Source organism: Stenotrophomonas acidaminiphila, assembly GCF_014109845.1.
GTDB classification, from domain to species: domain Bacteria; phylum Pseudomonadota; class Gammaproteobacteria; order Xanthomonadales; family Xanthomonadaceae; genus Stenotrophomonas; species Stenotrophomonas acidaminiphila.
In genome coordinates, this window is record NZ_CP043567.1 from 1,479,095 (window position 1) to 1,503,527 (window position 24,433).

Consider the following 24,433-nt stretch of genomic DNA (forward strand, 5'->3'; position numbering starts at 1 on the left):
AGGCGCCATGCACAGGCATCGTTCACGGGTACTGCTGGCCCTGGCCTGCTGCGCCGCTCTGGGCGGTTGTGGCGGCCGTGCCGCCGACACCCCGCTGCTGCGCGAGTCGTTCGACTCCGGCGATACCTATACCCGCGACATCGACGCGTCGCCGGCGCAGGCCTGCGAAGCCGCGCGCCGTGCGCTGCTGGGGCAGGGCTACGCGATCACCCGCGCCGGTGCCGACAGCGTCGAGGCCAACAAGAATTTCCAGCCCCGGGAAGAACTGCACGAGCAGCTGGTGCTGCGGGTGTCCTGTGCGGCGCACGGCAACGGCCGCGCGCAGGTGTTCGCCAGCGCCGTGCAGGACCGCTACGCACTGAAGAAGTCGCCGACGTCGGCCAGCGTCGGGGTCGGCGCGCTGGGTTCGGTATCGCTGCCGTTCGGCGGCAACGACGATTCGCTGGTGCGGGTGGCCAGCAGCACGGTGCAGGACCCGGTGTTCTACCGTCATTTCTTCGAGCGCCTGCAGCAGTACCTGGCCCCGGCGGCTCCAGGGGACGCCGCGCGGTGAGGCGTGCCCGTCGCATCCCGGCCTGGTTGTGCGGATGCGCGCTGGCGCTGCTGGGCCTGGCGCCGCCGGTGACGGCCGCCGATGGCGCCGCCTGCGTGCTGCCGCTGCTGCAGCGGCTGGGCTGGCAGATACGCGAAAGCGACGTGCCCGCGCCGCTGGTACACGGGGGCGAGCCCTGCCGCCGTGCCTCGCTGGAGGATGCGCGACGGCACGGCGACCTGCAGGTGCAGGTGCCGCGCGGCTACGCAGGCGTCCCGCGCGAGCGCCTGCAGCGCGAGCTGCTCGAGCACCCCGCGACCCTGTGCGCCTACGCGTTCGAACTGGGCGAGGCCGCGCGCCGCGCCGCCACGCGCCTGCAGGACAATCGCGGCTACCGCTTCTCCGCGCTGCAGCTGGGGTGGATCGGGTTCGGCGCACGCGGCGCGCGTTCACAGGGCTGGCAGCGCTTCCGCAGCTTTGGCCGCGGCTACCGGCCGGTCGCCTCCAATGCGGTCGCGCTGGAGGCGTTCTACAGCGGGCGGGTGCGTTCGGAATGCGGCGTCGGCCGCCAGGTCGCGCAGCTGGCCACGCAGCGCGAGCTGTACGGCGATGCCGGCTTCGACCGCGAGTTCGCGCCGGGCGAGTTGTCGATCGGCACCTTCCTCACCCTGCACGACACCCCCAGCATCCTGCTGGGCAGCCAGGCCGGCGAGTTCTTCGCCGACGGCAAGGCGGTGCGCAGCGCGCGCCTGGGCCGGCAGGCGTTCATGGGCGTGCCCGGCTTCATCGAGCACGTATTCGACCGGCAGTACCTGGACGACATCAACAACCAGGCCGAGAACTTCATCATCACCGATGTCAGCGCGCAGGCCGCCGACGCGCTGGCGCGACATGGCGGCTTCGCCCACTACGACGCGCTCAACCGGCGCCTGTGGGAACTGTCGCGGCAGATGCCGGCCAGCGGCGGGCGCTACTTCGAGCGGCTGCTGCACGAACGCGACCCGGCGCTGCGCGAGGCGCTGCCGCCGGCGCAGCGCCCGTTGCTGGCGCAGATGGACGCGCTGCTCGCCGACCCGGTCTATGCCGGGCTGATGCTCTACGTGCACCCCAGGGGCATCCGCCCGCTGGGCTATCACATCGCGCGCCTGCTCGACCGCAATCCGCGCACGCCGTACGCCATCGACCTGGCCCTGCACAATCTGCACACCACGCTGTTCCGCCGCTGGCTGCAGGCGCAGCTGCGCGATTGTGCGGGGGCAACCGCTTACATCGACGAACGAGGTGGAACATGGAACTGGGCATGATCGGGCTGGGGCGCATGGGCGCCAACATGGCCCAGCGCCTGCACCGTGGCGGCATCCGCGTGACCGGCTTCGATCCCGGGCAGGCGGCACGCGAACGCATGGCCAGCGCCGGCGTGGCCACGGCCACCTCGCTGGAGGCGCTGGTGCAGGCGATGCCGGCGCCGCGCGCGGTGTGGCTGATGGTGCCGGCGGCGGCGGTCGAGCCGCTGCTGGAGCAGGTGCTGCCACTGCTGGCGCCCGGCGACCTGGTCGTGGATGGCGGCAACTCCTGGTACCGGGATTCGCTGCGGCACGCGCAGCGCTGCCACCAGGCGCAGGTGGCGTTCATCGACTGCGGCACCAGCGGCGGCGTCTGGGGCCTGGAGGAAGGCTACTGCCTGATGCTGGGCGGCGAGCCGGGTGCGATGGCGCGCCTGAAGCCGGCGCTGCAGGTGCTGGCGCCGGCGGCGGATCGCGGCTGGGCGCACATGGGGCCGGTCGGTGCCGGGCACTTCTGCAAGATGGTCCACAACGGCATCGAGTACGGAATGATGCAGGCCTACGCCGAGGGCTTCGCGCTGATGCAGAAGAAACAGGCGTTCGCGCTGGACCTGGCGCAGGTGGCCGAAGTGTGGCGGCATGGCAGCGTGGTGCGTTCATGGCTGCTGGACCTGGCCACCGACGCGCTGCGGGACAACCCGCGGCTGGAAGGCATCGCGCCCTATGTGCAGGATTCCGGCGAAGGCCGCTGGACGGTCAGCGAGGCGATCGAACTGGACGTGTCGGCGCCGGTGATCACGCTCTCGCTGCTGGAGCGCCTGCGCTCGCGCGAAGCCAACTCCTTCGCCGACCGGATGCTGGCGCAGATGCGCAGCGGGTTCGGCGGGCATGCGGTGAAGGCGGCCAACGATGGCGAATGAATACGGAGGGACGGGGCGATGAAGAATCCCTGGCATGCATGGATCCTGCTGGGCGGATGCCTGTGCGGCGTGGCGGCGCCGCCACTGCGCGCCCAGGTGCCGCCGGAGCCGCCACAGGCAGCGGCTCCGGAGCAGCCGGACGACGCCTGGATCACCACCCGCATCCGTGCCGCGCTGGTGCCGCTGCAGCGCGACGGCCATGCCGACGTGCGCGTCGCTACCGCTGCAGGCATGGTCACCCTGGAAGGATCGGTCGACAGCCCGATCACCCGCGACCGTGTGGTTGAACTGGCCACTCGGGTATGGGGCGTGCGCGGCGTGGAGGCGCAGGCATTGCAGGTTGCCGGGACAGCGCCGTATCCGTGACGGCGGCCCCCCTGCGCCGCGTTCACTCCGGCGGCGAATCATGCAATGCTTGCATACCGGTTTGCATGCACTCGGCCGGCTCCCCTCGTAGTGGAGCCGCTCCCTTGGCGCTGCCTGCCAACGGCCTGGCGTCCCTGGGAAACCGTTCATGCGCATCCCGGTTCTGGTACCGGCCACAGGCTGAGGAATGAGGATGGCTTATCGATTCACCGACGAGGGCTGGGACCGCTGGCGCTTCGCCGGCCTGGGACTGGCCGCGCTGCTGATCGTCGTGGTGCCTTCGTTGTTGCTGCTGCAGCTTTCGCGCGACAGCGTCAATGCGGCCAACTGGGTGGCGCATACCCAGGCGGTAAGCACCCGGCTGTACGTGCTGCAGGCCGATATCCGCGACGTGGAGTCGGCCGCGCTGACCATGTCCAAGGGCGTGGAATCCGATGCGCTGCGGCAACGCCTGCGGCGCGCCGACTATATCGGGCAGACGCTGGGCGAGCTCTCCAGCCTGGTCAGCGACAGCCCGGAGCAACTGGTGCGCATCGGCCGCATCACCTCCATGCTGGAGCGGCGCATGGCGCTGTCCAAGCAGATCGCCGAAAGCGTCGATTCGCCGCGCCAGCGCCAGCTGATCGAAGAGATGACCTTCAGCTATCCGATCCGCGACATCGTCGTGGAACTGCAGCATCACGAAGAGCAGCTGCTGACCAAGCGCGTGGCGGCGGCGCAGCGGCAGCAGCGCCTGTCCACCCTGGTCACCTGGAGCACCCTGGCCGCGCAGCTGCTGCTGCTGGGGCTGGTGCTGTGGCTGCTGAAGCGGCAGATCGGCCGCCGCAACCGCGCCGAGCAGCGCCTGCTGCAGGCCAGCGCCCGCGCCGGGGCGGTGCTGCAGACGGTGCGCGAGCCGATCGTGCTGCTCGATGCCGAGCAGCGCATCGTGCTGCACAACGCCGCCTTCGCCGAGCTCTACGGCGTCCAGGGCCGCGACGTCAACGGCCAGCCGCTGCAGTCGGTCGGCGAAGGCGCCTGGGCCGATCCCATCTTCCACCAGCGCCTGGCCGACGTGCTGCTGCGTGGCCGCGAGCTGTGGGACTACGAGCACGAACAGCGCGGTGTCGATGGCCTGGTGCGGATCATGCTGGTCAATGCCCGGCGCATGCCGCTGCCCGACAGCGACGACGAAGTGGTGCTGATGACGGTCAGCGACGTCACCCTGCAGCGCGCCGTGCAGCTGCGCGTCGAGGAGCTGAACCGGCAGCTGGAAGGCAAGGTCGAGCAGATGGCCGAGGTCAACCGCGAGCTGGAGGCGTTCAGCTATTCGGTATCGCACGACCTGCGCGCGCCGCTGCGGCACGTGGCCGGCTTCTCCGACAAGCTGGCGCGGCACCTGGGCGAGGATGCGGACGAACGCGCGCGCCACTACCTGCAGGTGATCGGCGACTCGGCGCGGCGCATGGCGGCGCTGATCGACGACCTGCTGGTCTATTCGCGGCTGGGCCGCGGCGCGATGCGCCTGCAGCCAGTGGACATGCAGTCGCTGGTCGCCGACACGCGCGCGCTGCTGGATTCCAACCTGCGCGCCGAAGCCGGCGTCGATGGCGCTGTGCGCGACGTGCAGTGGAACATCGGCCCGCTGCCGGTGCTGGTGGCCGACGAGAACATGATGCGCCAGGTGTGGCTGAACCTGCTCGGCAACGCGGTCAAGTACACCGGCGGCCGCGAGCATGCGCTGATCGAGGTGTCCGCGCAGCAGTTGCCCGACGGCAGCCACCAGTTCACGGTGCGCGACAACGGCACCGGCTTCGACATGCAGTACGCGGGCAAGCTGTTCGGCGTGTTCCAGCGCCTGCACAAGGCCAGCGACTATCCCGGCACGGGCATCGGCCTGGCCAGCGTGCGTCGCGTGCTCACCCGCCACGGCGGCCGCATCTGGGCCGAGGCCCAGGTCGACCAGGGCGCCACCTTCCATTTCATCCTTCCCCCCCCTGCGCCCGACGCGCACAGCTGAGGTCCACCCGAATGAGTCCCCTGCGTACCATCCTCATTGCCGAAGACAGCCCGGCCGACGCCGAAATGGCGATCGACGCGCTGCGCGACGCGCGCCTGGCCAATCCGATCGTGCACGTGGAAGACGGCGTGGAGACGCTGGATTTCCTGATGCGCCGCGGGGCGTACGCCAACCGCGAGGAAGGCCTGCCGGCGGTACTGCTGCTGGACATCAAGATGCCGCGCATGGACGGGCTGGAGGTGCTGCAGCGCATCCGCGCCGAGGACGAACTCAAGCGCCTGCCGGTGGTGATCCTGTCGTCCTCGCGCGAGGAAAGCGACCTGGCGCGCAGCTGGGACCTGGGCGTCAACGCCTACGTGGTCAAGCCGGTGGACGTCGACCAGTTCTTCAACGCGGTCAAGACGCTCGGCACCTTCTGGGCGGTCATCAACCAGGCCCCGGAGCTGGAGTAAGCGCAGATGCCCAACAAAGGGACGCCGTTGGGGCCATTGCGCATCCTGCTGGTCGAGGACTCGGCCGAGGACGCGGAACTGCTGTGCGACCAGATGCTCGAAGCCGGGCTGGAATGCAGCTTCGAGCGGGTCGACAGCGACGCCGGGATGCGCGCGCTGCTGGCGCGGTGGACGCCGGACATCGTGCTCTCGGACCTGAGCATGCCGGGCTTCTCCGGCTACCAGGCGCTGCGCATCCTGCGCGAGACGCACCCGCAGGTGCCCTTCATCTTCGTCTCCGGGACGATGGGCGAGGAGACCGCGGTACAGGCGCTGCACGAAGGCGCCAACGACTACATCATCAAGCACCACCCGGCGCGGCTGCCCTCGGCGGTGGCGCGCGCCATCCGCGAGGCGCGGCGCGAGATGGAGCGGCTGCGGGTCGAGGACGAACTGATGCGCGCGCAGCGGCTGGAAAGCCTGGCGCTGCTGGCGGCCGGCCTCAGCCACGACCTGCGCAACATCCTGCAGCCGCTGCTGATCGTGCCGGACCTGATCCGCGACCGCAGCGACGACCCCAAGGTGGTGCGGCTGGCCGACGTCATCGCCGAATGCGGGCGGCGCGGCCACGAGATGGTCGAGTCGATGCTGTCGTTCGTGCGCGGTTCGCGCCTGCCCAGCGAGCGCATCGTGCTGCAGCGGCTGTTCCAGGCGGTGGGGATGCTGCTCAAGAGCAGCCTGCCGGGCAATATCGACCTGCACCTGGACGTGGGCGACGAGCACATGGCGGTGGAGGGCAATTACACCGAGCTGCAGCAGGTGCTGCTGAACCTGGCGCTCAACGCGATCCAGGCCATGCCCGACGGCGGCCGCCTGAGCCTGGTCGCCGAACGCGTGGCCACCACCGGCGGCGAGCGCCTGTGCATCCGCGTGCAGGACCAGGGCATCGGCATGGACGAGGCGACCCTGGAGCGGTTGTTCAGCCCGTTCTTCACCACCAAGGCCAGCGGCACCGGGCTGGGGCTGGTGTCGTGCAAGCGCATCGTCGAGAGCCTGGACGGCACGATCTCGGTGTCCAGCCGCCCGGGCGAGGGCACCTGCTTCGACCTGCTGCTGCCGCTGCATGGCGCGGTGGTGGAACCCGAAGACGGCGACAAGCCGGTGGTCCCGGCCGGTCGCGGCCGGCGGATACTGGTGGTGGACGACGAAGCCACGCGCCTGTCGCTGCTGGGCAACGCACTGGCCAGCCAGGGGTACCGGCTGCGGCTGGCCGCGGACGGCGCCGCGGCGATGCGCCACCTGCAGGAGGCCGGCATGCCGGACGCGGTGCTGGTCGACAGCGGCATCCCGCTGCTGTCCGCCGGGCAACTGCTCACCGAGATGCACGGCATGGGGTACCGCGGGCCGGCCATCGTGCTGGAAGAGAACCGCGACGAAGCGTTTGCCGACGGCATGGCGCCGACGGGAATCAGCGTGCACGTGCTGCCGCGCCCGCTGGAGATGCAGCGCGTGTTCCGGGTCGTGGCCGACGCGCTGGGCACCGGCTGAGGCGCCGGCAACGCACGCGGAAGGTGCTGGCGCCGGGTTGCCGGGTACTGATGGCCCGGCACAGGCCCTATCATGTGCATCCCGATTGCGACCGCGCGGCGGCACGCCGCGCCTCCCCCCGATGACGACCGTCCTACTGAGCCTGGGCAGCAACGTGCGCCCGCAACATCACCTGCAGGTGGCGGTGCAGGCGCTGCGCGGGCGTTTCGGGCAGATCACCGTCTCCCCGGCCTACCGCACGCCGGCGGTGGGCTTCGACGGCCCCGATTTCCTCAACAACGCGGTGATGCTGGACACCGGCCTGCCGCTGGTGGAACTGGACGACTGGCTGCATGCGGTCGAGGATGCGAACGGCCGCGACCGCAGCGGGCCGCGTTTCAGCGACCGCACCCTGGACATCGACGTGGTGTACTACGGCGACCTGGTGGTGGAAGGTCCCGGGCACCTGCGCATCCCCCGGCCCGAGCTCAGGCACGCCTTCGTGCTCAAGCCGCTGGCCGACATCGCCCCGGAGTTCATCGACCCGGTCCGTGGCCTCAGCCTGCGGCAGATGTGGCAGGCGCACCCGCAGCATGGCGACGTGTTCGATACCGTCGAACTGGCGGACTGAAACTGGCGCCACGGCGTCCGACCCGGCATGTCGCCGCGGCCCGGAGCGGCGCCGCGCGCTGATGCCATCCCGGCCGCCCGCCGCCCCCTGGCTCAGGTCAGCGTACGCCCGCCATCGAGCCGCAGCGTCTGCCCGGTGATGTAGCCGGCATCGTCGAGCAGCCAGCGCACCGCCGCGGCGATCTCGTGCGGGGTGCCGGTACGCGCCAGCGGCGTGCGCTCCAGCAGCTTCTGCTTGGCGGCTTCGCTCTTGCCCTGTTCCGGCCACAGGATCGCGCCGGGCGCCACCGCGTTCACCCGCACGTGCGGGGCCAGTTCCAGCGCCAGCGAGCGCGTGGTCATTTCCAGCGCGGCCTTGGCCGCTGAATAGGCCGGGTGGTCGCGCAGCGGCTGGCTGGCATGCAGGTCGGTCAGGTTGACGATGGCCCCGCGCTGCCGGCGCAGGTGCCCGGCGGCGGCCTGGGCCAGGAAGAACGGCGCCCGCGCGTTGACCGCGAACAGCTCGTCCCACTGCTCGACCTGGACCTGGCCGAACGGGGTGGGGAAGAAATTGGAGGCATTGTTGACCAGCGCATCGAGCCGGCCGAAATGCGCCACCACCTCCTCGACCAGCTCCGGCAGCGCCTGCGGGTCGCGCAGGTCGGCCTGTACCGCCAGCACGCTGCCCGGGCGCTCGCTCTCCAGGTCGAAGGCCAGCGCCTGCAGCTCCTCGCCCGACTGGTGCGCGTGCAGCGCCAGCCGGTAACCATGGGCGTGCAGGTGGCGGGCGATGACCGCGCCGATACGGCGCGCGCTGCCCGTCACCAAGGCCACCCGTTGCGGATCCGTCATCTGCGTTTTCCTCGCTCGGCTATCCTGTGCATTGTCTCCGCAAACCGCCGTCCCATGCATTCCGACCTGCCCCTGCCCGAATCCGACGCACTGGCCCACAGCGAGCAGCTGGCCGCGCACCTGCGCGCGGAGATCCTCGCCCAGGGCGGCGCGATGCCGTTCTCGCGGTTCATGGAGCTGGTGCTGTATGCGCCGGGCTGGGGCTATTACAGCGCCGGCGCCAGCAAGTTCGGCGCTGCCGGCGACTTCGTCACTGCACCGGAAATGGGCACGCTGTTCGCCGCGGCCACCGCCAACGCGCTGGCGCCGGCATTGCGCGGGCTCGGTGCACAGGCGCGCGTGCTGGAACTGGGCGGCGGCAGCGGCGCGTTCGCCGAGGCCGCGCTCGGGCGCCTGGCCGAACTGGACGCCCTGCCGGCGCGCTACGCCATCCTCGAACCCAGCGCCGACCTGCGCCAGCGCCAGCACCAGCGCCTGCAGGACGCGCTCGACCCGGCGGTCTTCGCCCGCGTGGAATGGCTGGACCGCCCGTTCGAGGACGCATGGGACGGCGTGCTGTTCGCCAACGAGGTGATCGACGCGCTGCCCACGCCGCGCTTCCTCATCGACCAGGGCGAGGTCTACGAGGAAACCGTCGAGCTCGACGGCGAGGGCCACTTCGTACGCGGTGCGCAGCCGGCGGACATGCTGCTGTCGGCCGCGGTGCGCCACGTGGAGCGCTACTTGGAGCGCCCGTTCGCCGACGGTTACCGCTCGGAACTGCTGCCGCAGCTGCCGTACTGGATCCAGGCGGTGGCCGGCGGCCTGCGCCGCGGCGCCATGCTGTTCGTCGACTATGGCTACACCCGCGCCGAGTTCTACCAGGACGACCGCCGCGACGGCACCGTGCGTGCGTTCTACCGCCACCGCGTGCACAACGACGTCTACCGCTGGCCGGGCCTGCAGGACATCACCGCGTCGGTGGATTTCACCGCACTGGCCGAGGCCGGCACCGGCGCCGGCTTCGACCTGGCCGGCTACTGCCACCAGGCCGGCTTCCTGTTCGGCAACGGCATCACCGCCCTGCTCGAGGACGCCGATGAGCGCACCGACGAGGTCGGGCGCGTGCGCCTGCGCGAACAGTTCAAGCGCCTGACCCTGCCCACCGAAATGGGCGAGCGCTTCCAGGTGATGGGCTTCAGTCGCGACGTCGACCTGTCGGCGGCGTTCGCGATGGGCGACCTGACCTGGCGCCTGTGAGCGGCCCGTTGTTCAAGCCGCTGCGCCACCTGCCGTTCTGGATCGGGCTGTGGGTGCTGGCGGTGCTGGGCGTGGTCGCGGTGTGCCTGCTTCCGCCGCCACCGTTGCCGCCGCTGCCCGAGAACGGCGACAAGGCCGAACACCTCATCGCCTATTTTCTGCTCGCGGCCAGCGCGGTGCAGCTGTTCCGCCGCGGCCGCGCGCTGGCGGCCGTGGGCCTGGCGCTGGTGGCGATGGGCGTGTGCATCGAATTCGCACAGGGCGCGCTGACTGACACCCGCAGTGCCGACCCGTTCGACGCGCTGGCCAATACCGTCGGCGTGGCGGTGGGACTGGCAACGGCATTCACCCCGCTGCGTGACCTGCTGCTGCGGCTGCAGCCGCGCCGCGACGCCGAGCGGAAGCAGTAAAAGCGCGCCTCCATGCGCAGGAGCAGGTAGACGGCGCTTCCTGAGGGTTGCCGGCAGTTCGAGGTGGCAGGAAGGCGACTTCGCTGCTGCCGCTGCCTCCACGTGTTTTTTCGGGAAGGTGCTGGCCGGCTTCTGCCGGAAATGTCCCCGCTTTCCGGAGTCCGCCACCTGCGTTGAGAGCGTACGGCCAGGGTGATACCGTCCATGCAGGGCAACACGGTACGCCTGCGCACCAGTGATGCACATCAGGGGCGGGGGAGAAGTTCTTCGCCCTCCATCTTCCGAGCGCGCGTCTTTCACGGAGTGCGGAGTGCCGATCGCTGTAATCGTGCAGATCTTGCGCGATCTCTTTCGGTATCAGGATCATCGCCGCATCAGCGCCTGCTGGCCGCGTCTACCAACGGGCGTACGGCGAACACTTCAGGCCGATGTGGCGTCACGGCGCGGTCCAACTAAGGCATGGGGAAGCATGTATAGCTATTACTGGCTCGAAAAATTAGAGCACGATGGGGAATTGCTCGTCCTTCATCTCGCGCAACTCGTGCGTGGTGAGCAGGATGAATTTATCGGCCTTCCCCTTGTAGTCAAACCTGAGTCGCCCCGCTTTTCAGTGCATTTCGGGGAGGTCGGTGCATTCAAGACCGTGCCAGAGATGTTCGATGAGGTCTCGGAAGGGGCCGAGAAGGTGGGGTCCTTCTTGTTCCGGGAGTCTTCCAGCGCCTACATGAAGGAAATGGGGGAGCAGCTGGAATTAGCGCGCGATATTGGGCCTGGGAGCTTGCAGCACCATATCGTGTACGCGGAGAACGCGGTCACTCATGTACTCAGTGCCCATGCTCCCGTGGTCTCCGAGCGGTCGCGATAGATCTTGGTTCGTCCCTGCGACCCTCGCTTTGCGGCACAACTCAACCCAGGCTTTGAAAGCACATGTCGGATACCGCCATCAACCTGCAGGAAAAGCTGGCCCGGTTCTCGGAGCATTGGTCGCCCCGGGTCATCGCGGAGATGAACGACTACCAGTTCAAGCTCGCCAAGGTGCTGGGTGAGTTCGTCTGGCATTCGCATGCGGACACCGATGAGGTGTTCATCGTGCTGGCCGGCGAGATGGTGATCGAGTTCAGGGACCGGTCCGTCGCGCTTGCCGCCGGCGAAATGTACGTGGTGCCCAAGGGCGTGGAGCACCGCCCGGTGGCGTCCCGCGAATGCAGCATCATGCTGGTGGAGCCGCGCGGGGTGGTCAACACCGGCGACGCCGGCGGCGCCTACACCGCACCGAACGACGTCTGGGTGTAACGCGGGCGCAGCTGCCGGGGCGTCCGGGCGGCCCCCGCAGCGGCGCGCCGGTACCCGTGCGCGCCGCTAGCGCAGCGTCACCCGGTCCAGCACCCACATGTCGGGGCGGAAGTCGCCACTGAAGCGGATGCACAGCGCTTCGGTTTTGTCGGTGCGGCGCAGCAGTGGCGCGTGCAGGGTGATGAAGCCGTCGGCGTCGGGGCGTGCGGGCAGCGGTGCGGTGGCAATGCGCTTGCCGTCGCAGGAGCCGGCGCGGATGTCCAGTTCGCCATGCGCGCTGCGTGCGGGCAGGAAGCGGCGGCGGGCGTTCTCTTCCTCGCTCTGGTCGATGATGTAGGGCAGGCGGCCGGCGCGTACTTCGATGCTTTCCGCGCCGGCCATGGGCGCGTGTTCCCAGCGCCAGCACGGCTGCATGAAGGCGACGTTGAACAGGGCGCGCCGGCCGTCGGCCTGCACGGTATCGTCCTGCATCCGCAGCACCGGGCCTTGGGCGATGCACGGCTGCAGCTGCGCGTTGCCGCGGCTGCGCAGGCTGGCGGCCGTCACCTCGAAACGCTGCGCGGGCTGCAGCGCGTTGTCGCCGGCGAAGGCGGCGGTGCGCAGCTGCAGCGGCAGCCCGGCCTCGATGGGGCCGGCGTACAGCGGCGACCGCGCCGTCGGCTCGCTGCCGTCGAGCGTGTAGCGCACCGGGTAGCCGAGCGGATTGGACAGCTGCAGCGTCGCCTTGCCGGCAGCGGCGGGCGCATCGTCCAGCAGCACGCCGAACGGCGTGCGCGCATAGCCGACGCCCAGCGCCTGGTAGCGCCGGGTCCAGGCCGGCAGCCGCTGCAGGAAGCTGGCGTAGTCCTTGCCGGCCTTTGGCGTCCAGCCGGTCTCGGCCACTGCCAGCAGGCGCGGGAAGGTGTTGTGCTCGACCGCGGAAAACCGCACGTCGTCGGTGGTCCACATGTTGGCCTGCAGGCCGAGGATGTGGTGGTGCCGGTCCGCATCCAGCGCCTCGGGCACCGGTTCGAAGCGGTAGAATCGCTCCATCGGGATCAGCTTCGGCCGCGGGCGGCCGCCGGGCTCGTCCGGCGAATCGGTCTGCAGGTAATCCAGGTACAGGTCGGCGTTGGGCGACATCACCACGTCGTGGCCCTGCCGCGCGGCGGCGAGGCCGCCGTCGATGCCACGCCAGGACATCACCGTGGCGTCGGGCGCCAGGCCGCCGTCGAGGATCTCATCCCAGCCGATCAGGCGCTTGCCGTGGCCGTGGACCTGCGCTTCCAGGCGATGGATGAACCAGCTCTGCAACGCATCCTCGTCGGCCAGCCCGAGCTCGCGCATCCGCGCCTGCACGCGTGGCGACGCCTGCCACTGCGCCTTGATGGCCTCGTCGCCGCCGACGTGGATGTAGGGGCCGGGGAACAGCTGCGCCACTTCGGCGAACACGCCATCGAGGAAGTCGAACGTGGCATCGTCCACGTTGAACAGGTTGGCGTGGATGCCGCGGTGCGCGGAAACCGGGATCTGCCGGCCCTCGGTACCGAGCGCCGGGTAGGCGGCGATGGCGGCGGTGGCATGGCCGGGCATGTCGATCTCCGGCACCACGGTGATGTGCAGTGCGGCGGCATGGGCGACGATGTCGCGGATATCGTCCTGCGTATACCAGCCGCAGTAACGCACCGGCGTGCCGCTGGCCGGATCGACGCCGGCATCGCCGGCGGGAACCCGGCAGCCACCGACCTGCGCCAGGCGTGGATGGCGCTTGATCTCGATGCGCCAGCCCTGGTCGTCGGTCAGGTGCCAATGGAACACGTTGAGCTTGTGCAGCGCCATCGTGTCGAGCACCTGCTTGACCTGCGCCGGGGTCTGGAAATGCCGGGCCGAATCGAGCATGTAGCCGCGCCACGGGAAGCGCGGCGCATCGTCGATGCGCATGGCCGGCAGCGTCACGCGCGCGGCGGCGCTCTGGGTGAGCAGCTGCCACAGGGTCACCGCGCCATGGAACAGGCCGGCCTCGCTGCTGGCGCGGATCGTGATGCCGTCGTCGCCGACGCTGAGCGCATAGCCTTCCGCCGGGATGCCGCTGCCCGGTTCGACAGCCAGGCGGATGCCGTGCGTGCCTTGGCCGCGCGCGGCGATGGACAAGGGCGTGCGTCCGGCCTTTGCGAGGAACGCGTTGAGCTGGCCCGCAACCCGCATCGCGGCGTCGCCCTCGGCCTGCACGACGGTGCTGGCGTCCACGGAGAAGGCCGCGGCATCGGCATCGACCCGCATCGAGGCCGGTTGTGGAATGAGCGAGGGGACGATGGCGTCGCCGCCGGCGCGGACCGGCTGGCACAGCGCCAGCAGGCAGAGGGACAGCCACGCGGATCGACGCATCATGGATTCCGGTTGCGCAAGGGCCAGGCCGGATTATCCGATGATCGGCTATCGTTGCCCATCGCCGCCCCTACTCCGGATACGCGCATGCATGGATACATGAGAAACCTTTTCCTGTGCGGGCTGTTGCTGGCGGCGACGGTGCCGGTGCAGGCCATCGCGGCGGTTGGCGATGGACCCGAGCCCGGCATCGAGGTGCTGCTGCGCGAGCGCGCCGATGCGCTGAAGGGCAAGCGCATCGGCCTGGTCACCAACATGACCGGCGTCGACCGCGCGCTGCGCAGCGACATCGACCTGCTGGCCGCGCGTACCGACGTCCAGCTGGTGGCGCTGTTCGGCCCGGAGCATGGCGTGCGCGGCGACGTGCAGGCCGGTGGGCACGTGGATTCATCGCGCGATGCGGCCACCGGATTGCCGGTGCACAGCCTCTACGGCGAGCACCGCGAACCGACCCCGGAGATGCTGCGCGGCATCGACCTGCTGCTGTTCGACATCCAGGATGTGGGGGCGCGTTTCTACACCTACCCGTACACGCTGGCCAACGTGCTGCGCGCGGCGCGGCGCGACGGCATCCCGGTGTGGGTGCTGGACCGGCCCAATCCGGTCGGCGGGCTGAAGGTGGAAGGCCCGGTACTGGAGCCGGCGCAGGCCTCGTTCGTGGGCATGTTCCCCATTCCGGTGCGCCATGGCATGACCATCGGCGAACTGGCGCGCTTGTTCAATGCCGGGTTCGGCATCGGCGCCGATCTCAGCGTGGTGCCGATGCGCGGCTGGCAGCGCGGCGATGCCGAGCCGGGTGGGGCGATGCCGTGGGTACCGCCGTCGCCGAACATGCCCACGCGCGATACGGCGCTGGTCTACCTGGGCACGGCGCTGCTGGAAGGTACCAACGTGTCCGAGGGCCGCGGCACCACGCGACCGTTCGAGACCCTCGGTGCGCCCTTCGTCGATGCGCGGCAACTGGCCGATGCGCTCAACGCGCTCGACCTGCCGGGCGTGCGCTTCCGCCCGACCGCGTTCACCCCGAGCTTCTCCAAGCACGCCGGCAAGGCCTGCGGCGGGGTGCAGATCCACGTCACCGACCGCGAGGCGTTCCTGCCGTTCCGTACCGGGCTGGCGGTGGTCAAGACCCTGCACGACCTGTATCCGGATGCGTTCCGCTTCCAGTCCGATGCACCGGGCGCGACGCCCGGCTTCTTCGACAAGCTGGCCGGCAATGCCTGGCTGCGCGAGGCGATCGGGCGCGGCGATGCGCTCGATGCGATGCAGGCGCGCTGGCAGCCGGAGCTGCGGCGGTTCGAGGCGCTGCGCACGCGCTATCTGCTGTACCCGTGAGGGCGGCGGGGATGCTCCCCGGCGCCCCCTGCGGGATGCCCGGAGGCGGTGGCCGCACCTAATTCCGGGTCCGCAGCGTCACCTGCTGCAACACCCACATCCGCGGCCGGGTGTCGCCGCTGAAGGTCATGCACAGGTCGGCGCTGCCGCCGACCGCCGAGCGCAGCGGCGCGTCCAGGGTGATGAAGCCATCGGCGTCCGGTGCCTGCGGCAGCGGCACGGAGGCCAGCACCGGGCCTTCGCAGCCATCGCGGACCTCGAACTCGCCGTGCGCCGCCACCGCCTTGCGGAAGCCGCGCCTGGCCTCTTCATCGCGCAGCAGGCCGAAGTTGTACGGAATGCGGCCGGCGCGGACCTGGATCGAGGCCACGTCCTGCAGTTGCGCGCCCTCCCACAGCCAGCATGGGTTGAAGATGCTCACGTCGAAGCTCTCGCGCGGGCCATCGGTGGGGTTGTCGTCCTCCAGCCGCAACAGCAGGCGGCCGCCCTGCGGGCACTGCGCCAGGGTCTTGTCGGTGCGGCTGAGCAGTGCGGCCGCATCCAGCGTCCACCGGCTTGCCCGGTCGGCCAGCGGCCTGCCCTCGAAGAAGGCGGCGGCGTGCAGCTCGGTCGGCACCGCCAGGTCCAGCGGTGCGGTGTAGGCGGGCGATCGTGCCGTCGGTAGGCTGCCGTCGGTGGTGTAGCGGATGTCGCCGTAGCCCAGCGGGTTGGACAGCTCGACCCGCACCCGGTTGCCGGCGCGGTCGTCCTGGCGCTGCATCGCCACCGACAATGCGGTCTGCCCGTAGGCGATGCCCAGCGCCCGGTAGCGTTGCAGCTGCACCGGCAGGCGCGCGAGGAAGCCGTCGTAGTCCTTGCGCTGCAGCGGCGTCCACGCGATCTCCGCCAGCGCCGCCATGCGCGGGAACAGGTTGTGCTGCAGGCGTTCCCAGGTCCGGGTGTGTTCGGTCCACATGTTGGCCTGCACCCCGATCACGTGCCGGCGCTGCTCGGGCTGCAGCTGCCCGGGTACGGGATCGAACGCGTAGATCTTCTGCATCGAGGTGAACTTCGGCCGGCCCGGCGGTTCGTCCGGCAGGTTGGTCTGCAGGAAGTCCAGGTACAGCGTGTTGCCGGGCGACATCACCACGTCGTGGCCGTGGGTCGCCGCTTCGATGCCGCCCTCGATGCCGCGCCAGGACATCACCGTGGCCTGGGGCGGCAGCCCGCCCTCGATGATCTCGTCCCAGCCGATCAGCTTGCGGTCGCGCGCTTCCAGGAACGTCTCCAGGCGCTTGAGCATGTGCGACTGCAGCGCTTCTTCGTCCTTCAGCCCGAGCTTGCGGATATGCGCCTGCACCGCGGGCGATGCCTGCCACTGGTACTTCACCGCCTCGTCGCCGCCGATGTGCACGTACGGGCCGGGGAGCAGGTCGATCACTTCGGCCAGGACGCCTTCGAGAAACTGCAGCGTTTCCTCGCGCGGGTTGAACAGGTAGGGGTTCACGCCCCAGTTGTGCGACGGCTCGGTGGGGCCATCGACCACGCCGTGCTCCGGATACGCCGCCACTGCCGCCTGGGCGTGGCCGGGCACGTCGATTTCCGGAACGATGGTGATATGGCGGGCCGCGGCGTAGGCCACCACGTCGCGTATCTGTTCCTGCGTGTAATGGCCGCAGTACCGGTTGGGGGTGCCGTCGGCGTTGCGCCCGGCGTCGCCCTGCGGCACGCGGCAGCCGCCGACCTCGGTGAGCCGGGGGTAGCGCTTGATCTCGATGCGCCAGCCCTGGTCGTCGGTGAGATGCCAGTGGAAGGTGTTGAGCTTGTGCGTGGCCATCGTGTCGAGCAGGGCCTTGATCTGCTCTACGCTCCAGAAATGGCGCGCCGAGTCGAGCATCAGCCCGCGCCAGGCGAAACGCGGCGTGTCCTCGATCCGCATCGCCGGCAGCGCCACCGCCACCGCCTGCGGCCCGGCAAGCAGCTGCCACAGCGTCATCGCGCCATTGAACAGTCCATGTTCGTCGCCGGCTTCGACGCGGATGCCGTCATTGCCGATGTGCAGCGTGTAGGCCTCCGCCGATGCGCCGGCCTGCGCGGGAACGATGCGGAAATCGATGCCATTGCCTTCGCCCTTGCCACTGGCCAGCCGCAGCGGCGTGGTCCTGCCCAGCAGTTCGGTGAAGCGCGCGGCCACCCGGCCGGCGGCATCGCCCTGGGCGCGGAGGGGCGTGGTCGCATCGACCACGAAACGGCCCTCGGCCGCCCGCACCATGGCCGGCAGTGGAATCAACGGCACTCTCTTGACCTCGGCGGCCGCCACCGTCGGGAGCGGTGCAGTGGAAGATGCAGGCGTGCAGCCGGCGGCCATGGAAAGCGCCGCGAGCAGGGTGGCCGTCACCAGCGTGGCGGCGGTTCTGTTTCGGATCATCGTGACTCCCTGGAACTGGGCGGATGCGTGGCGGTGGGCGCCTGTGTCCGGGCTTCGGGGCACGGGATGCGGACTGCCGGTCGCCACTGTAAAAAAAAGGGCCTGGAAAAGCTCCAGGCCCGTTGGAGGAGAAAGAACGCAATCGGGATTCCGCGCCGGTGCCCCGCCCTTAGAAGGCGAAGCGCAGCGAGGCCATGTAGCGGCGGCCACTCAGGTAGGCGCCGCGGGTGAGCTGTTCCACGCCCGAGTAGGAGTGGTACTGCTCGTCCAGCAGGTTCATGCCTTCCAGGCCGACGGACAGGTTTTCGTTGATCCGGAAGGCGATGGACGCATCCAGCGAGGCATAGTCCATCGTCCACAGCTGGCGGCCGGCGCTGACGTTGGTGAAGTACTTGTCGCGCCAGCCATAGGTGACGCGCGCGGTCCAGGTGTCGTTCTCGAAGAACGGGCTGATGTTGAACTGGTTCTTCGAGTTGAACGGCAGCGGGCGGCCGCCGGTGGCTTCGCCGTCGGAGTAGGTGTAGTTGGCGACGATGCCGAAACCAAGGCCGAAGTTCTGCTGCCAGGCCAGCGAATAACCCTTGATCTTCGCGTCGCCGGCATTGCGCGGACGGTCCACCAGGTAGGTGTCGTTCTTGTTCTGGTTCTGGTTCCAGTGCGTCTCGGGGGTGGACTCGGTGAGGATGTAGTCGGCCACGTCGCGGTAGAAGATCGAGCCGGCGACGATGGCGTTCTCGGCGAAGTACCACTCGGCGGAGAAGTCGACGTTGGTGGACTGGTAGGGCTTGAGGTTCGGGTTGCCGCCGCCGCCGGTCAGCGCGGTGTCGGACAGCCACAGGTAGGAGGAGATGTCCGTGTAGTTCGGGCGGGCGATGGTCTTGGCGACGGATGCGCGCAGCACCAGCGATTCGGTGGCGTCGTAGACCAGGTTCAGGTTCGGAAGCACGTTGTTGTACTTGTTCTTCTTCACCACCGGGTCGTACGAGGCGGCCAGCTTCTCGGCCGACCATTCCGGCTTGGTGCACCCGGCCAGGCCGGTGTTGCATTCGTAGCTGCCCGACTCCAGGTCGGTACGCACGTAGCGCACGCCGACGCTGCCGCGCAGCTTGTCGAAGCTGAAGTCGGCCTGCACGTACGCCGCGCCGATGTCCTCGTTGATCGACCAGTTGTTGCGCGCGAACTCCTCGGCGCTGAACGGTGACACGACCGGCATGGTCTGCCACGGCGCCAGCCACTTGCCGCTGCTGATGTAGTCGGCCAGCTTCCAGCCGTCGATGGTGAAGCGCTTGCCCAGGTCGCCGTAGCCGCCGAGCCCGTTGAGATAGTTGCCGGGCAGTTCGCGCGGATCGAAATCCGACGCCTTGGCATCGCCGTAGGTGGCCACGGCCGCCAGGCCGATACCCTGCTGGATCTGGCGGGTCTCGTGCTTGCGCTGCTTGTAGCCGAAGCGGAGCAGATAGACCGGCGAATCGAGCTTGATGCCGAAATCGACCTGGCCGTAGGTTTCCTTGTCCACGGTCGGCTTCTCCACCAGGTTGCCGCCCCAGCCGGTGTTCCAGCCGGGCTTGGACGGGTCGCCACCCCAGCCGCCGTCCATCTGGAACTGGTCGGGGTTGAGGAACGGGTTGTTGCCGGTGAAGGTCACGCTGCCCGGATTGCCCGGTGCATCGGCGATGGACCAGGTGTAGTCGGTGCGGGCCAGGAATTCGCCGAACACCTGCTCCGGGCCGCCGTCGGCCTTGGTGCGGCCGATATGGGTGGACGCGGACCAGCGCTCGTCGTTCCAGTCGAGCTTGACGTCGTAGGTCGACGATTCGACGTTGGCGCGGCGGTTCTGCAGGTCGAACACCACCAGCCCGTTCTTGTGGCTGGCGCTGGTGATCAGCCCGTCCTTGACGGTGATGTCGCTCAGCGTCTTCAGGCTGTTCCAGGTGTTGCCCTGGTGGGTGAACATCGACTGCGCCATGTGGTCGAAGTTGGCGTCGATCTTCAGCGCGTTCAATTCGATGTTCATCTGCTCCACCGGCTTGAACTGCAGCGCCAGCGAGTAGGTCTTGCGCTCGCGTTGCTGCTCGAAGAAGTGCGCGCTGGTGGAGTTGGGGCCGACCGCATCCGGGTTGGCGTACAGCGTTGCGGCGCAGGTCCCGGTACAGGTTGCCGGCAGCGTCGGCTGCACCCCGTTGACCGGCGGCTTGGACCAGTCCGGCGGCAGGTTGGTGACCGAGCCCGGTGCACCGCCGACGCCGGCGATGTAGTCCTTGGCCCGCACGATGCCGTAGGACTCGATGCCGTCGCGGCGGATGCTCTCGTTGGAGGCCTGGGCAGAGACGATCACGCCGAAACTGCCGGCGTCGTTCTTCCACGCGAACGCGGCCGAAGCATTGGGATCGGTCTTCTCGACGCGGTCGTTGCGGCCATAGCTGACGCGGCCGGACAGGCTGACCTTCTCCGGCATGTCCAGCGGCTTGCGGGTCGAGACGATCACCGTGCCGCCGATCGAGCCCTCGTCGATGCGCGCTTCCGGCGACTTGAACACTTCCACCTTGCCGACCAGCTCGGGCGCCAGCAGCGAGTAGTTGAAGGTACGGGTCGGGAAGTCGGACATGTTCCAGTCGCCGGAGGCGATGGACTGGCCGTTGAGCAGGGTACGGTTCAACGCCGGATCGGTGCCCAGGATCGACACCTTCTCGCCCTGGCCGTAAGCCCGGTCGATGGTCACGCCGGGGATGATGGTCATTGCCTCGGCCACGTTGGTGGCCGGGAACTTGCCGACGTCCTCGGCGGTGATGACGTCGACGATGGCGTCGGCATTGCGCTTGGTCTCCAGCGACTGCTGCAGGCTGGCGCGGATGCCGGTGACCACGACGCGGTCGAGGTCGGTCGCCTCCTTGCCCGCCTCCTGCGCATGCGCGGAGAAGCTCAGGCAGGTGACGATGGCGGCGGACAGTACGGACTTGCGGTACCTCATGATGTCTCTCCTCATCATTGGCGTGTTTGTGGGTTGAACCGCGGGTGCTTGGGGGGGGGCGGTGCGCGGGCGGCTGCCCGTGCGGCGGTATGCGTTGCTGCGTGGGTGGGCGCGTGGTCAGGTGCTGCGGTGCTGCAGATACCAACTGGCAGCGCCGATGACGCCCAGTTGCCCGTGCTCGACCAGTTTCACGGGAATGCGCTGCAGCGCCTTTGCCATGGGTCCCTTGTTGAGGAAACGCTCGACGAAGGTGCTGCCGATGAGGAACGGGCCGAGCTTTGGCAGGATGCCGCCGGCCAGGTAGATGCCGCCCTGCACGCCGTAGAGCAGGGCCATGTCGCCGATGGTGGAACCGAGGATTCCGCAGAACAGTTCCAGGGTCTGTACCGCGAGCGGGTCGCTGCCATCGCAGGCGGCGGCGCTGACGGCATCGGGGGTGGCGTGCACGGGCGTGGCGCCGCGCACGGCGCACAGTGCGTTGTAGAGATTGAGCAGGCCGGGCCCGGACAGCGCGCCGTGCTCGATGGAGACGTGGCTGCGGTTGCGCAGCATCTGCTGCAGCACGGCCATTTCCAGTTCATTGCCGGCGGCCAGCGCGGCCTGTCCGGCCTCGGTGGCGAGCACGACCGAGCGCTCGCCGACGGGAATCCAGAGCGCGGCGCCCAGGCCGGTGCCGGGGCCGACGACGAGGGTGGGGCCGCGCGGCGCCTGCGCCGGGCCGGTCAGCTGCAGCACCTGGCTGCCGTCGATGTGGGCGGCGGCGTGGGCGACGGCTTCGAAATCGTTGACCAGGTGCACGGCCTGGAAGCCGAGGTCGTCGCGGATGCGGCTGGCCGACAGCGGCCAGGGCAGGTTGGCGGAGATCACGCTGCCATCGGCCAGCGCATAGCCGGCACTGGCGATGACGCATTCGCGCGCGCCCGGGGCATGGGCGTGGAAGTCGGCGAGGATCGGGCCCAGCCCGGCGTGGTCGGCGCAGCGGTAACGGCGGTAGGCGATGACATCGATGCCCTGGCCGGGCGTGGCGCGGACCAGCCCCACCCGCACATGGGTGCCCCCCACATCGGCGGCGATCAGCGGCACGGCCGGCGCGGCGACGGGCAGGTGCTGGGTTGGGCTGAAGCTGGCGACCACGCGGTTCCCCCGGAGTGTCTGCAGATCCGTGGGGAGCTGCGGCATCCGGAGTTTCGGTGCTGGTTGACAACGATGTCAAGCTGCTTTGCAAAAAATTTTCAGATAGCTGGTCGTGCCAGAATCCTAAATAAGTCAATGATTGCAATGGATAAAATCATTTCATTCGAAACGATGCGTAAAAATCGAGTGGATGAAGAGGCTTGTTGGCTGGTTCTGTGAAATTTTTTCGCATCCTCGTCCCAGGGGGCATGGCCTGGGCCTGGGCCGGCCTCCGGCACGCCGGCTGCTACCCGCCTCGGGCGCACCCCATAAAGACAGGGGCCACCGTTTCCGGTGGCCCCTGGGGCGTACTCAGCGCGTGGTTTCCAGTTTTATCCAGTCCAGCGTCCACAGCTCCGGGCGGGTGTCGCCGGTGAAACGGATGCACAGGTCGGCGCGCGGCGAGGCGGCGTGCAGCGGCGCCTGCAGTTCGACGAAGCCGTCGGCGCCCGGCGCCGCCGGCAGCGGCAGCGAGACCAGCGGCGTGCCCTTGCAGTCGGCCAGGATCTCCAGTTCGCCATGCGCGGTGCGGGCAGGAGCGAAGCGGCGGCTGGGCTCGTCATGGGCGAGCTGGAAGTTGTACGGGATGCGGCCGGCGCGGACCTTCACCGCACTCACCCCGGCCAGGTCCGCGTCCCGCCACAGCCAGCACGGGCTGAAGATGTTGACGTTGAAGATCGCGCGCTCGCCATCGGCCGGGCCGTCGTCTTCCAGGCGCAGCAGCAGCTTGCCGTCGCCGGGGCAGAGGTCGAGCCGGGTGTCGTCGCGGGTGAGCAGCGAATCGGCGGTGACGGCGAAGCGGCTGGCGGCTGCCAGTGGGCGGTCCTGGAAGAACGCCGCGGCGCGGATATCGGCCGGCAGCCCGACCTGCAGCGGCTGCGTGTAGCGCGGCGAGGTGGGGCCGACCTCGCTGCCGTCCAGGGTGTAGTGCACCGCGTAGCCGAGCGGATTGTCGAGGGTGACCCGGGCGGTGCCGGCGGCGCGGTCGCCGCTGTCGTGCATGTCCACCTGGAACGGGGTCTGCGCATAGCCGATGCCCATCGCCCGGTAGCGCTGCAGCTGGCGCGGCAACCGCTGCAGGAAGCCGGCGAAGTCGCGCTTGTCCGCCGGGCTCCAGCCGGTTTCGGCAACCGCGGCCAGGCGCGGGAACAGGTTGTGCTCGAGGATGCGGTCGCTGCGGGTGTGCTCGGTGAACATGTTGGCCTGCAGGCCGAGGATGTGCTGGCGCTTGTCGGCGGCCAGTCCGGCGGGCACCGGCTCGAACTCATAGGCCTTGCGCAGCTCGATGGTGGTCGGCCGGCCCGGCGGCTCGTTCGGCGAGGACGTCTGCAGGTAGTCCATGTACATGTGGGTGACCGGGGTCATCACCACGTCGTGGCCCTCGCTGGCGGCCTTCAGGCCACCCTCGGTGCCGCGCCAGGACATCACCGTGGCCTCCGGCGGCAATCCGCCCTCGAGGATCTCGTCCCAGCCGATCAGGCGCCGGTCGTGCTGCTCGAGGAACTTCTCCAGGCGCTTGATGAGGTGGCTCTGCATCTCCATCTCGTTCTTCGCGCCGATCCTGCGCATGTGCGCCTGCACGCGCGGCGAGGCGATCCACTGGTCCTTGACCGCCTCGTCGCCGCCGATGTGCACGTAGCGCGCCGGAAACATGTCGATCACTTCCAGCAGTACGTTCTCCAGGAACCGCAGGGTGCCTTCATCGGTGTTGAACAGGTTGGGGAACACGCCCCACTGGTTGTCGATGACCAGCGGCTTGCCGGTGGTGCCCAGCGCCGGGTACGCCGCGATGGCGGCGGTGGCGTGCCCGGGCACGTCGATCTCCGGGATCACCTGGATGTGCCGCTGCGCGGCATAGGCGACGATCTCGCGGATCTGTTCCTGCGTGTAGTAGCCGCAGTAGCGGCGCGGCTTGCCGGTGGCCGGGTCGCGGCCGGCATCGCCCAGCGGCACCCGGCAGCTGCCGACCTCGGTCAGCTTCGGGTAGCGCTTGATCTGCATGCGCCAGCCCTGGTCGTCGGTCAGGTGCCAGTGGAAGGTGTTGAGCTTGTGCTGGGCCATGGCGTCGAGCAGCTTCCTGATCTCGTCCATGCTCTGGAAATGGCGTGCCGAATCCAGCATCAGCCCGCGCCAGCGGAAGCGCGGGGTGTCGTCAATGGTGGCGGCCGCGACGCGGCCCGGGACGTCGCCGGTGAGCAGCTGCGCGGCGGTGACCGCGCCGTAGAACAGGCCCACGTCGTCGCCGGCGCTGATCTCGATGCCGGTGCGGGAGACCTTCAGCGCATAGCCCTCGGCGGTGTTGGTCGCGGAGGGATCCAGGCGGAAGCGGACCTGCGCCTGGCCGGCGTCGTCGGCCACGGCCAGGGTCGGGCCGCCGTTGCGTGCCAGCAACTCCACGAACTGGCCGGCGGCGCGGCGCGCCGCATCATCGCTGCCGCCGGCGCGGGCGCCGGCTTCCAGCACGAAGTCCCCGCCGCCGCTCGCCTGGTAGCGGGCCGGCTGCGGGATCAGCGATGGCATGGGGGCGCTGCCGGCGGCATGGGCCTGCAGGGCGATGCTGCCGAGCAGCAGGCAGCTGCCGAGCCAGGTCGTGCGGCGGCGCATGCGGAGGGACTTCGTCATCGGGCGGAGCTCCTGTGTTTTCTGGAGGGTACTCAAAAAAAACGCCGGGCCCGGAATGATCCAGGCCCGGCGCGTCATGCTGTCCGGCGATGCAGCGTGCCGG

At 69.3% G+C, this 24,433-nt stretch carries 19 protein-coding genes; 13 read left to right on the forward strand and 6 right to left on the reverse strand.

Annotated features, from left to right (window positions below; translation table 11 throughout):
- The first annotated feature begins 7 nt into the window (after window positions 1-7).
- From F0P95_RS06755 to folK, 8 genes are all read left to right on the forward strand, one after another.
- The gene (locus F0P95_RS06755) at window positions 8-553 is read left to right on the forward strand and encodes a DUF2242 domain-containing protein (RefSeq protein ID WP_182336197.1); all 546 of its coding nucleotides are present in this window, start codon (window positions 8-10) and stop codon (window positions 551-553) included.
- Window positions 550-1,836 carry a hypothetical protein gene (locus tag F0P95_RS06760; RefSeq protein ID WP_425515917.1) on the forward strand — a complete coding sequence of 429 codons (1,287 nt, stop codon included), beginning with the start codon at window positions 550-552 and terminating at the stop codon, window positions 1,834-1,836. Before F0P95_RS06755 ends, F0P95_RS06760 begins: the two co-directional genes overlap by 4 nt.
- Window positions 1,821-2,735 (forward strand): phosphogluconate dehydrogenase (NAD(+)-dependent, decarboxylating), encoded by a 915-nt coding sequence (gene gnd, locus F0P95_RS06765; protein ID WP_182336199.1) that lies wholly within the window; start codon window positions 1,821-1,823, stop codon window positions 2,733-2,735. Before F0P95_RS06760 ends, gnd begins: the two co-directional genes overlap by 16 nt.
- Before the next feature lie 18 nt (window positions 2,736-2,753).
- Window positions 2,754-3,101, forward strand: coding sequence for a BON domain-containing protein (locus tag F0P95_RS06770; RefSeq protein WP_182336201.1), 348 nt, complete (start codon window positions 2,754-2,756; stop codon window positions 3,099-3,101).
- A gap of 193 nt (window positions 3,102-3,294) precedes the next feature.
- Entirely contained in the window at window positions 3,295-5,100 is a 1,806-nt protein-coding gene (locus F0P95_RS06775; protein WP_182336202.1) for a sensor histidine kinase, read from the forward strand.
- A gap of 11 nt (window positions 5,101-5,111) precedes the next feature.
- Window positions 5,112-5,552: a response regulator gene (locus tag F0P95_RS06780; RefSeq protein WP_054662938.1), complete on the forward strand. Its 441-nt coding sequence runs from the start codon at window positions 5,112-5,114 to the stop codon at window positions 5,550-5,552.
- 6 nt (window positions 5,553-5,558) lie between these two features.
- Window positions 5,559-7,079, forward strand: a complete 1,521-nt coding sequence (locus tag F0P95_RS06785; RefSeq protein WP_182336204.1) for a hybrid sensor histidine kinase/response regulator — start codon at window positions 5,559-5,561, stop codon at window positions 7,077-7,079.
- Between the two features lie 121 nt (window positions 7,080-7,200).
- Window positions 7,201-7,689, forward strand: coding sequence for a 2-amino-4-hydroxy-6-hydroxymethyldihydropteridine diphosphokinase (gene folK / locus F0P95_RS06790; RefSeq protein ID WP_182336206.1), 489 nt, complete (start codon window positions 7,201-7,203; stop codon window positions 7,687-7,689).
- A 92-nt stretch (window positions 7,690-7,781) separates the two neighbouring features.
- Here folK and F0P95_RS06795 read toward each other — a convergent pair whose 3' ends face one another.
- Window positions 7,782-8,519 (reverse strand): pteridine reductase, encoded by a 738-nt coding sequence (locus tag F0P95_RS06795; RefSeq protein ID WP_182336208.1) that lies wholly within the window; start codon window positions 8,517-8,519, stop codon window positions 7,782-7,784.
- A gap of 54 nt (window positions 8,520-8,573) precedes the next feature.
- Here F0P95_RS06795 and F0P95_RS06800 point away from each other — a divergent pair, with 54 nt between their 5' ends.
- The 4 genes from F0P95_RS06800 to F0P95_RS06815 all read left to right on the forward strand — a co-directional run bounded on the left by F0P95_RS06800 (window position 8,574) and on the right by F0P95_RS06815 (window position 11,461).
- Entirely contained in the window at window positions 8,574-9,758 is a 1,185-nt protein-coding gene (locus F0P95_RS06800) for a class I SAM-dependent methyltransferase (protein ID WP_182336210.1), read from the forward strand.
- A complete protein-coding gene (locus F0P95_RS06805) occupies window positions 9,755-10,168 on the forward strand; it encodes a VanZ family protein (RefSeq protein ID WP_182336212.1) in 414 nt (137 codons plus the stop codon). The genes F0P95_RS06800 and F0P95_RS06805 overlap by 4 nt, the downstream gene beginning before the upstream one ends.
- Window positions 10,169-10,478: 310 nt before the next feature.
- Entirely contained in the window at window positions 10,479-11,033 is a 555-nt protein-coding gene (locus F0P95_RS06810) for a hypothetical protein (protein WP_182336214.1), read from the forward strand.
- A gap of 62 nt (window positions 11,034-11,095) precedes the next feature.
- Entirely contained in the window at window positions 11,096-11,461 is a 366-nt protein-coding gene (locus tag F0P95_RS06815) for a cupin domain-containing protein (RefSeq protein ID WP_182336215.1), read from the forward strand.
- Window positions 11,462-11,527: 66 nt separating this feature from the next.
- Here F0P95_RS06815 and F0P95_RS06820 read toward each other — a convergent pair whose 3' ends face one another.
- On the reverse strand, window positions 11,528-13,825 hold the full coding sequence (locus tag F0P95_RS06820) for a beta-N-acetylhexosaminidase (RefSeq protein ID WP_232528883.1): 2,298 nt from the start codon (window positions 13,823-13,825) through the stop codon (window positions 11,528-11,530).
- Window positions 13,826-13,924: 99 nt separating this feature from the next.
- On the opposite strand from F0P95_RS06820, the gene F0P95_RS06825 reads away from it, so the two are divergent.
- Window positions 13,925-15,160, forward strand: coding sequence for an exo-beta-N-acetylmuramidase NamZ family protein (locus F0P95_RS06825; protein ID WP_182336219.1), 1,236 nt, complete (start codon window positions 13,925-13,927; stop codon window positions 15,158-15,160).
- 58 nt (window positions 15,161-15,218) lie between these two features.
- Here F0P95_RS06825 and F0P95_RS06830 read toward each other — a convergent pair whose 3' ends face one another.
- From F0P95_RS06830 to F0P95_RS06845, 4 genes are all read right to left on the reverse strand, one after another.
- Window positions 15,219-17,567 (reverse strand): beta-N-acetylhexosaminidase, encoded by a 2,349-nt coding sequence (locus F0P95_RS06830; protein ID WP_182336221.1) that lies wholly within the window; start codon window positions 17,565-17,567, stop codon window positions 15,219-15,221.
- Between the two features lie 169 nt (window positions 17,568-17,736).
- Window positions 17,737-20,535: a TonB-dependent receptor gene (locus tag F0P95_RS06835; RefSeq protein ID WP_182336223.1), complete on the reverse strand. Its 2,799-nt coding sequence runs from the start codon at window positions 20,533-20,535 to the stop codon at window positions 17,737-17,739.
- Between the two features lie 117 nt (window positions 20,536-20,652).
- Complete coding sequence (locus F0P95_RS06840) at window positions 20,653-21,669, reverse strand: glucokinase family protein (RefSeq protein ID WP_425515930.1); 1,017 nt, start codon at window positions 21,667-21,669, stop codon at window positions 20,653-20,655.
- Window positions 21,670-22,020: 351 nt separating this feature from the next.
- Window positions 22,021-24,330: a family 20 glycosylhydrolase gene (locus F0P95_RS06845; protein WP_182336226.1), complete on the reverse strand. Its 2,310-nt coding sequence runs from the start codon at window positions 24,328-24,330 to the stop codon at window positions 22,021-22,023.
- Window positions 24,331-24,433 lie beyond the last annotated feature (103 nt).

Coding starts and splice junctions, on each gene's coding strand:
- F0P95_RS06755 (WP_182336197.1), top strand. CDS start 8: ATGCACAGGCATCGTTCACGGGTACTGCTGGCCCTGGCCTGCTGCGCC.
- gnd (WP_182336199.1), top strand. CDS start 1,821: ATGGAACTGGGCATGATCGGGCTGGGGCGCATGGGCGCCAACATGGCC.
- F0P95_RS06770 (WP_182336201.1), top strand. CDS start 2,754: ATGAAGAATCCCTGGCATGCATGGATCCTGCTGGGCGGATGCCTGTGC.
- F0P95_RS06775 (WP_182336202.1), top strand. CDS start 3,295: ATGGCTTATCGATTCACCGACGAGGGCTGGGACCGCTGGCGCTTCGCC.
- F0P95_RS06780 (WP_054662938.1), top strand. CDS start 5,112: ATGAGTCCCCTGCGTACCATCCTCATTGCCGAAGACAGCCCGGCCGAC.
- F0P95_RS06785 (WP_182336204.1), top strand. CDS start 5,559: ATGCCCAACAAAGGGACGCCGTTGGGGCCATTGCGCATCCTGCTGGTC.
- folK (WP_182336206.1), top strand. CDS start 7,201: ATGACGACCGTCCTACTGAGCCTGGGCAGCAACGTGCGCCCGCAACAT.
- F0P95_RS06795 (WP_182336208.1), bottom strand. CDS start 8,519: ATGACGGATCCGCAACGGGTGGCCTTGGTGACGGGCAGCGCGCGCCGT.
- F0P95_RS06800 (WP_182336210.1), top strand. CDS start 8,574: ATGCATTCCGACCTGCCCCTGCCCGAATCCGACGCACTGGCCCACAGC.
- F0P95_RS06815 (WP_182336215.1), top strand. CDS start 11,096: ATGTCGGATACCGCCATCAACCTGCAGGAAAAGCTGGCCCGGTTCTCG.
- F0P95_RS06820 (WP_232528883.1), bottom strand. CDS start 13,825: ATGCGTCGATCCGCGTGGCTGTCCCTCTGCCTGCTGGCGCTGTGCCAG.
- F0P95_RS06825 (WP_182336219.1), top strand. CDS start 13,925: ATGAGAAACCTTTTCCTGTGCGGGCTGTTGCTGGCGGCGACGGTGCCG.
- F0P95_RS06830 (WP_182336221.1), bottom strand. CDS start 17,567: ATGATCCGAAACAGAACCGCCGCCACGCTGGTGACGGCCACCCTGCTC.
- F0P95_RS06835 (WP_182336223.1), bottom strand. CDS start 20,535: ATGAGGTACCGCAAGTCCGTACTGTCCGCCGCCATCGTCACCTGCCTG.
- F0P95_RS06845 (WP_182336226.1), bottom strand. CDS start 24,330: ATGACGAAGTCCCTCCGCATGCGCCGCCGCACGACCTGGCTCGGCAGC.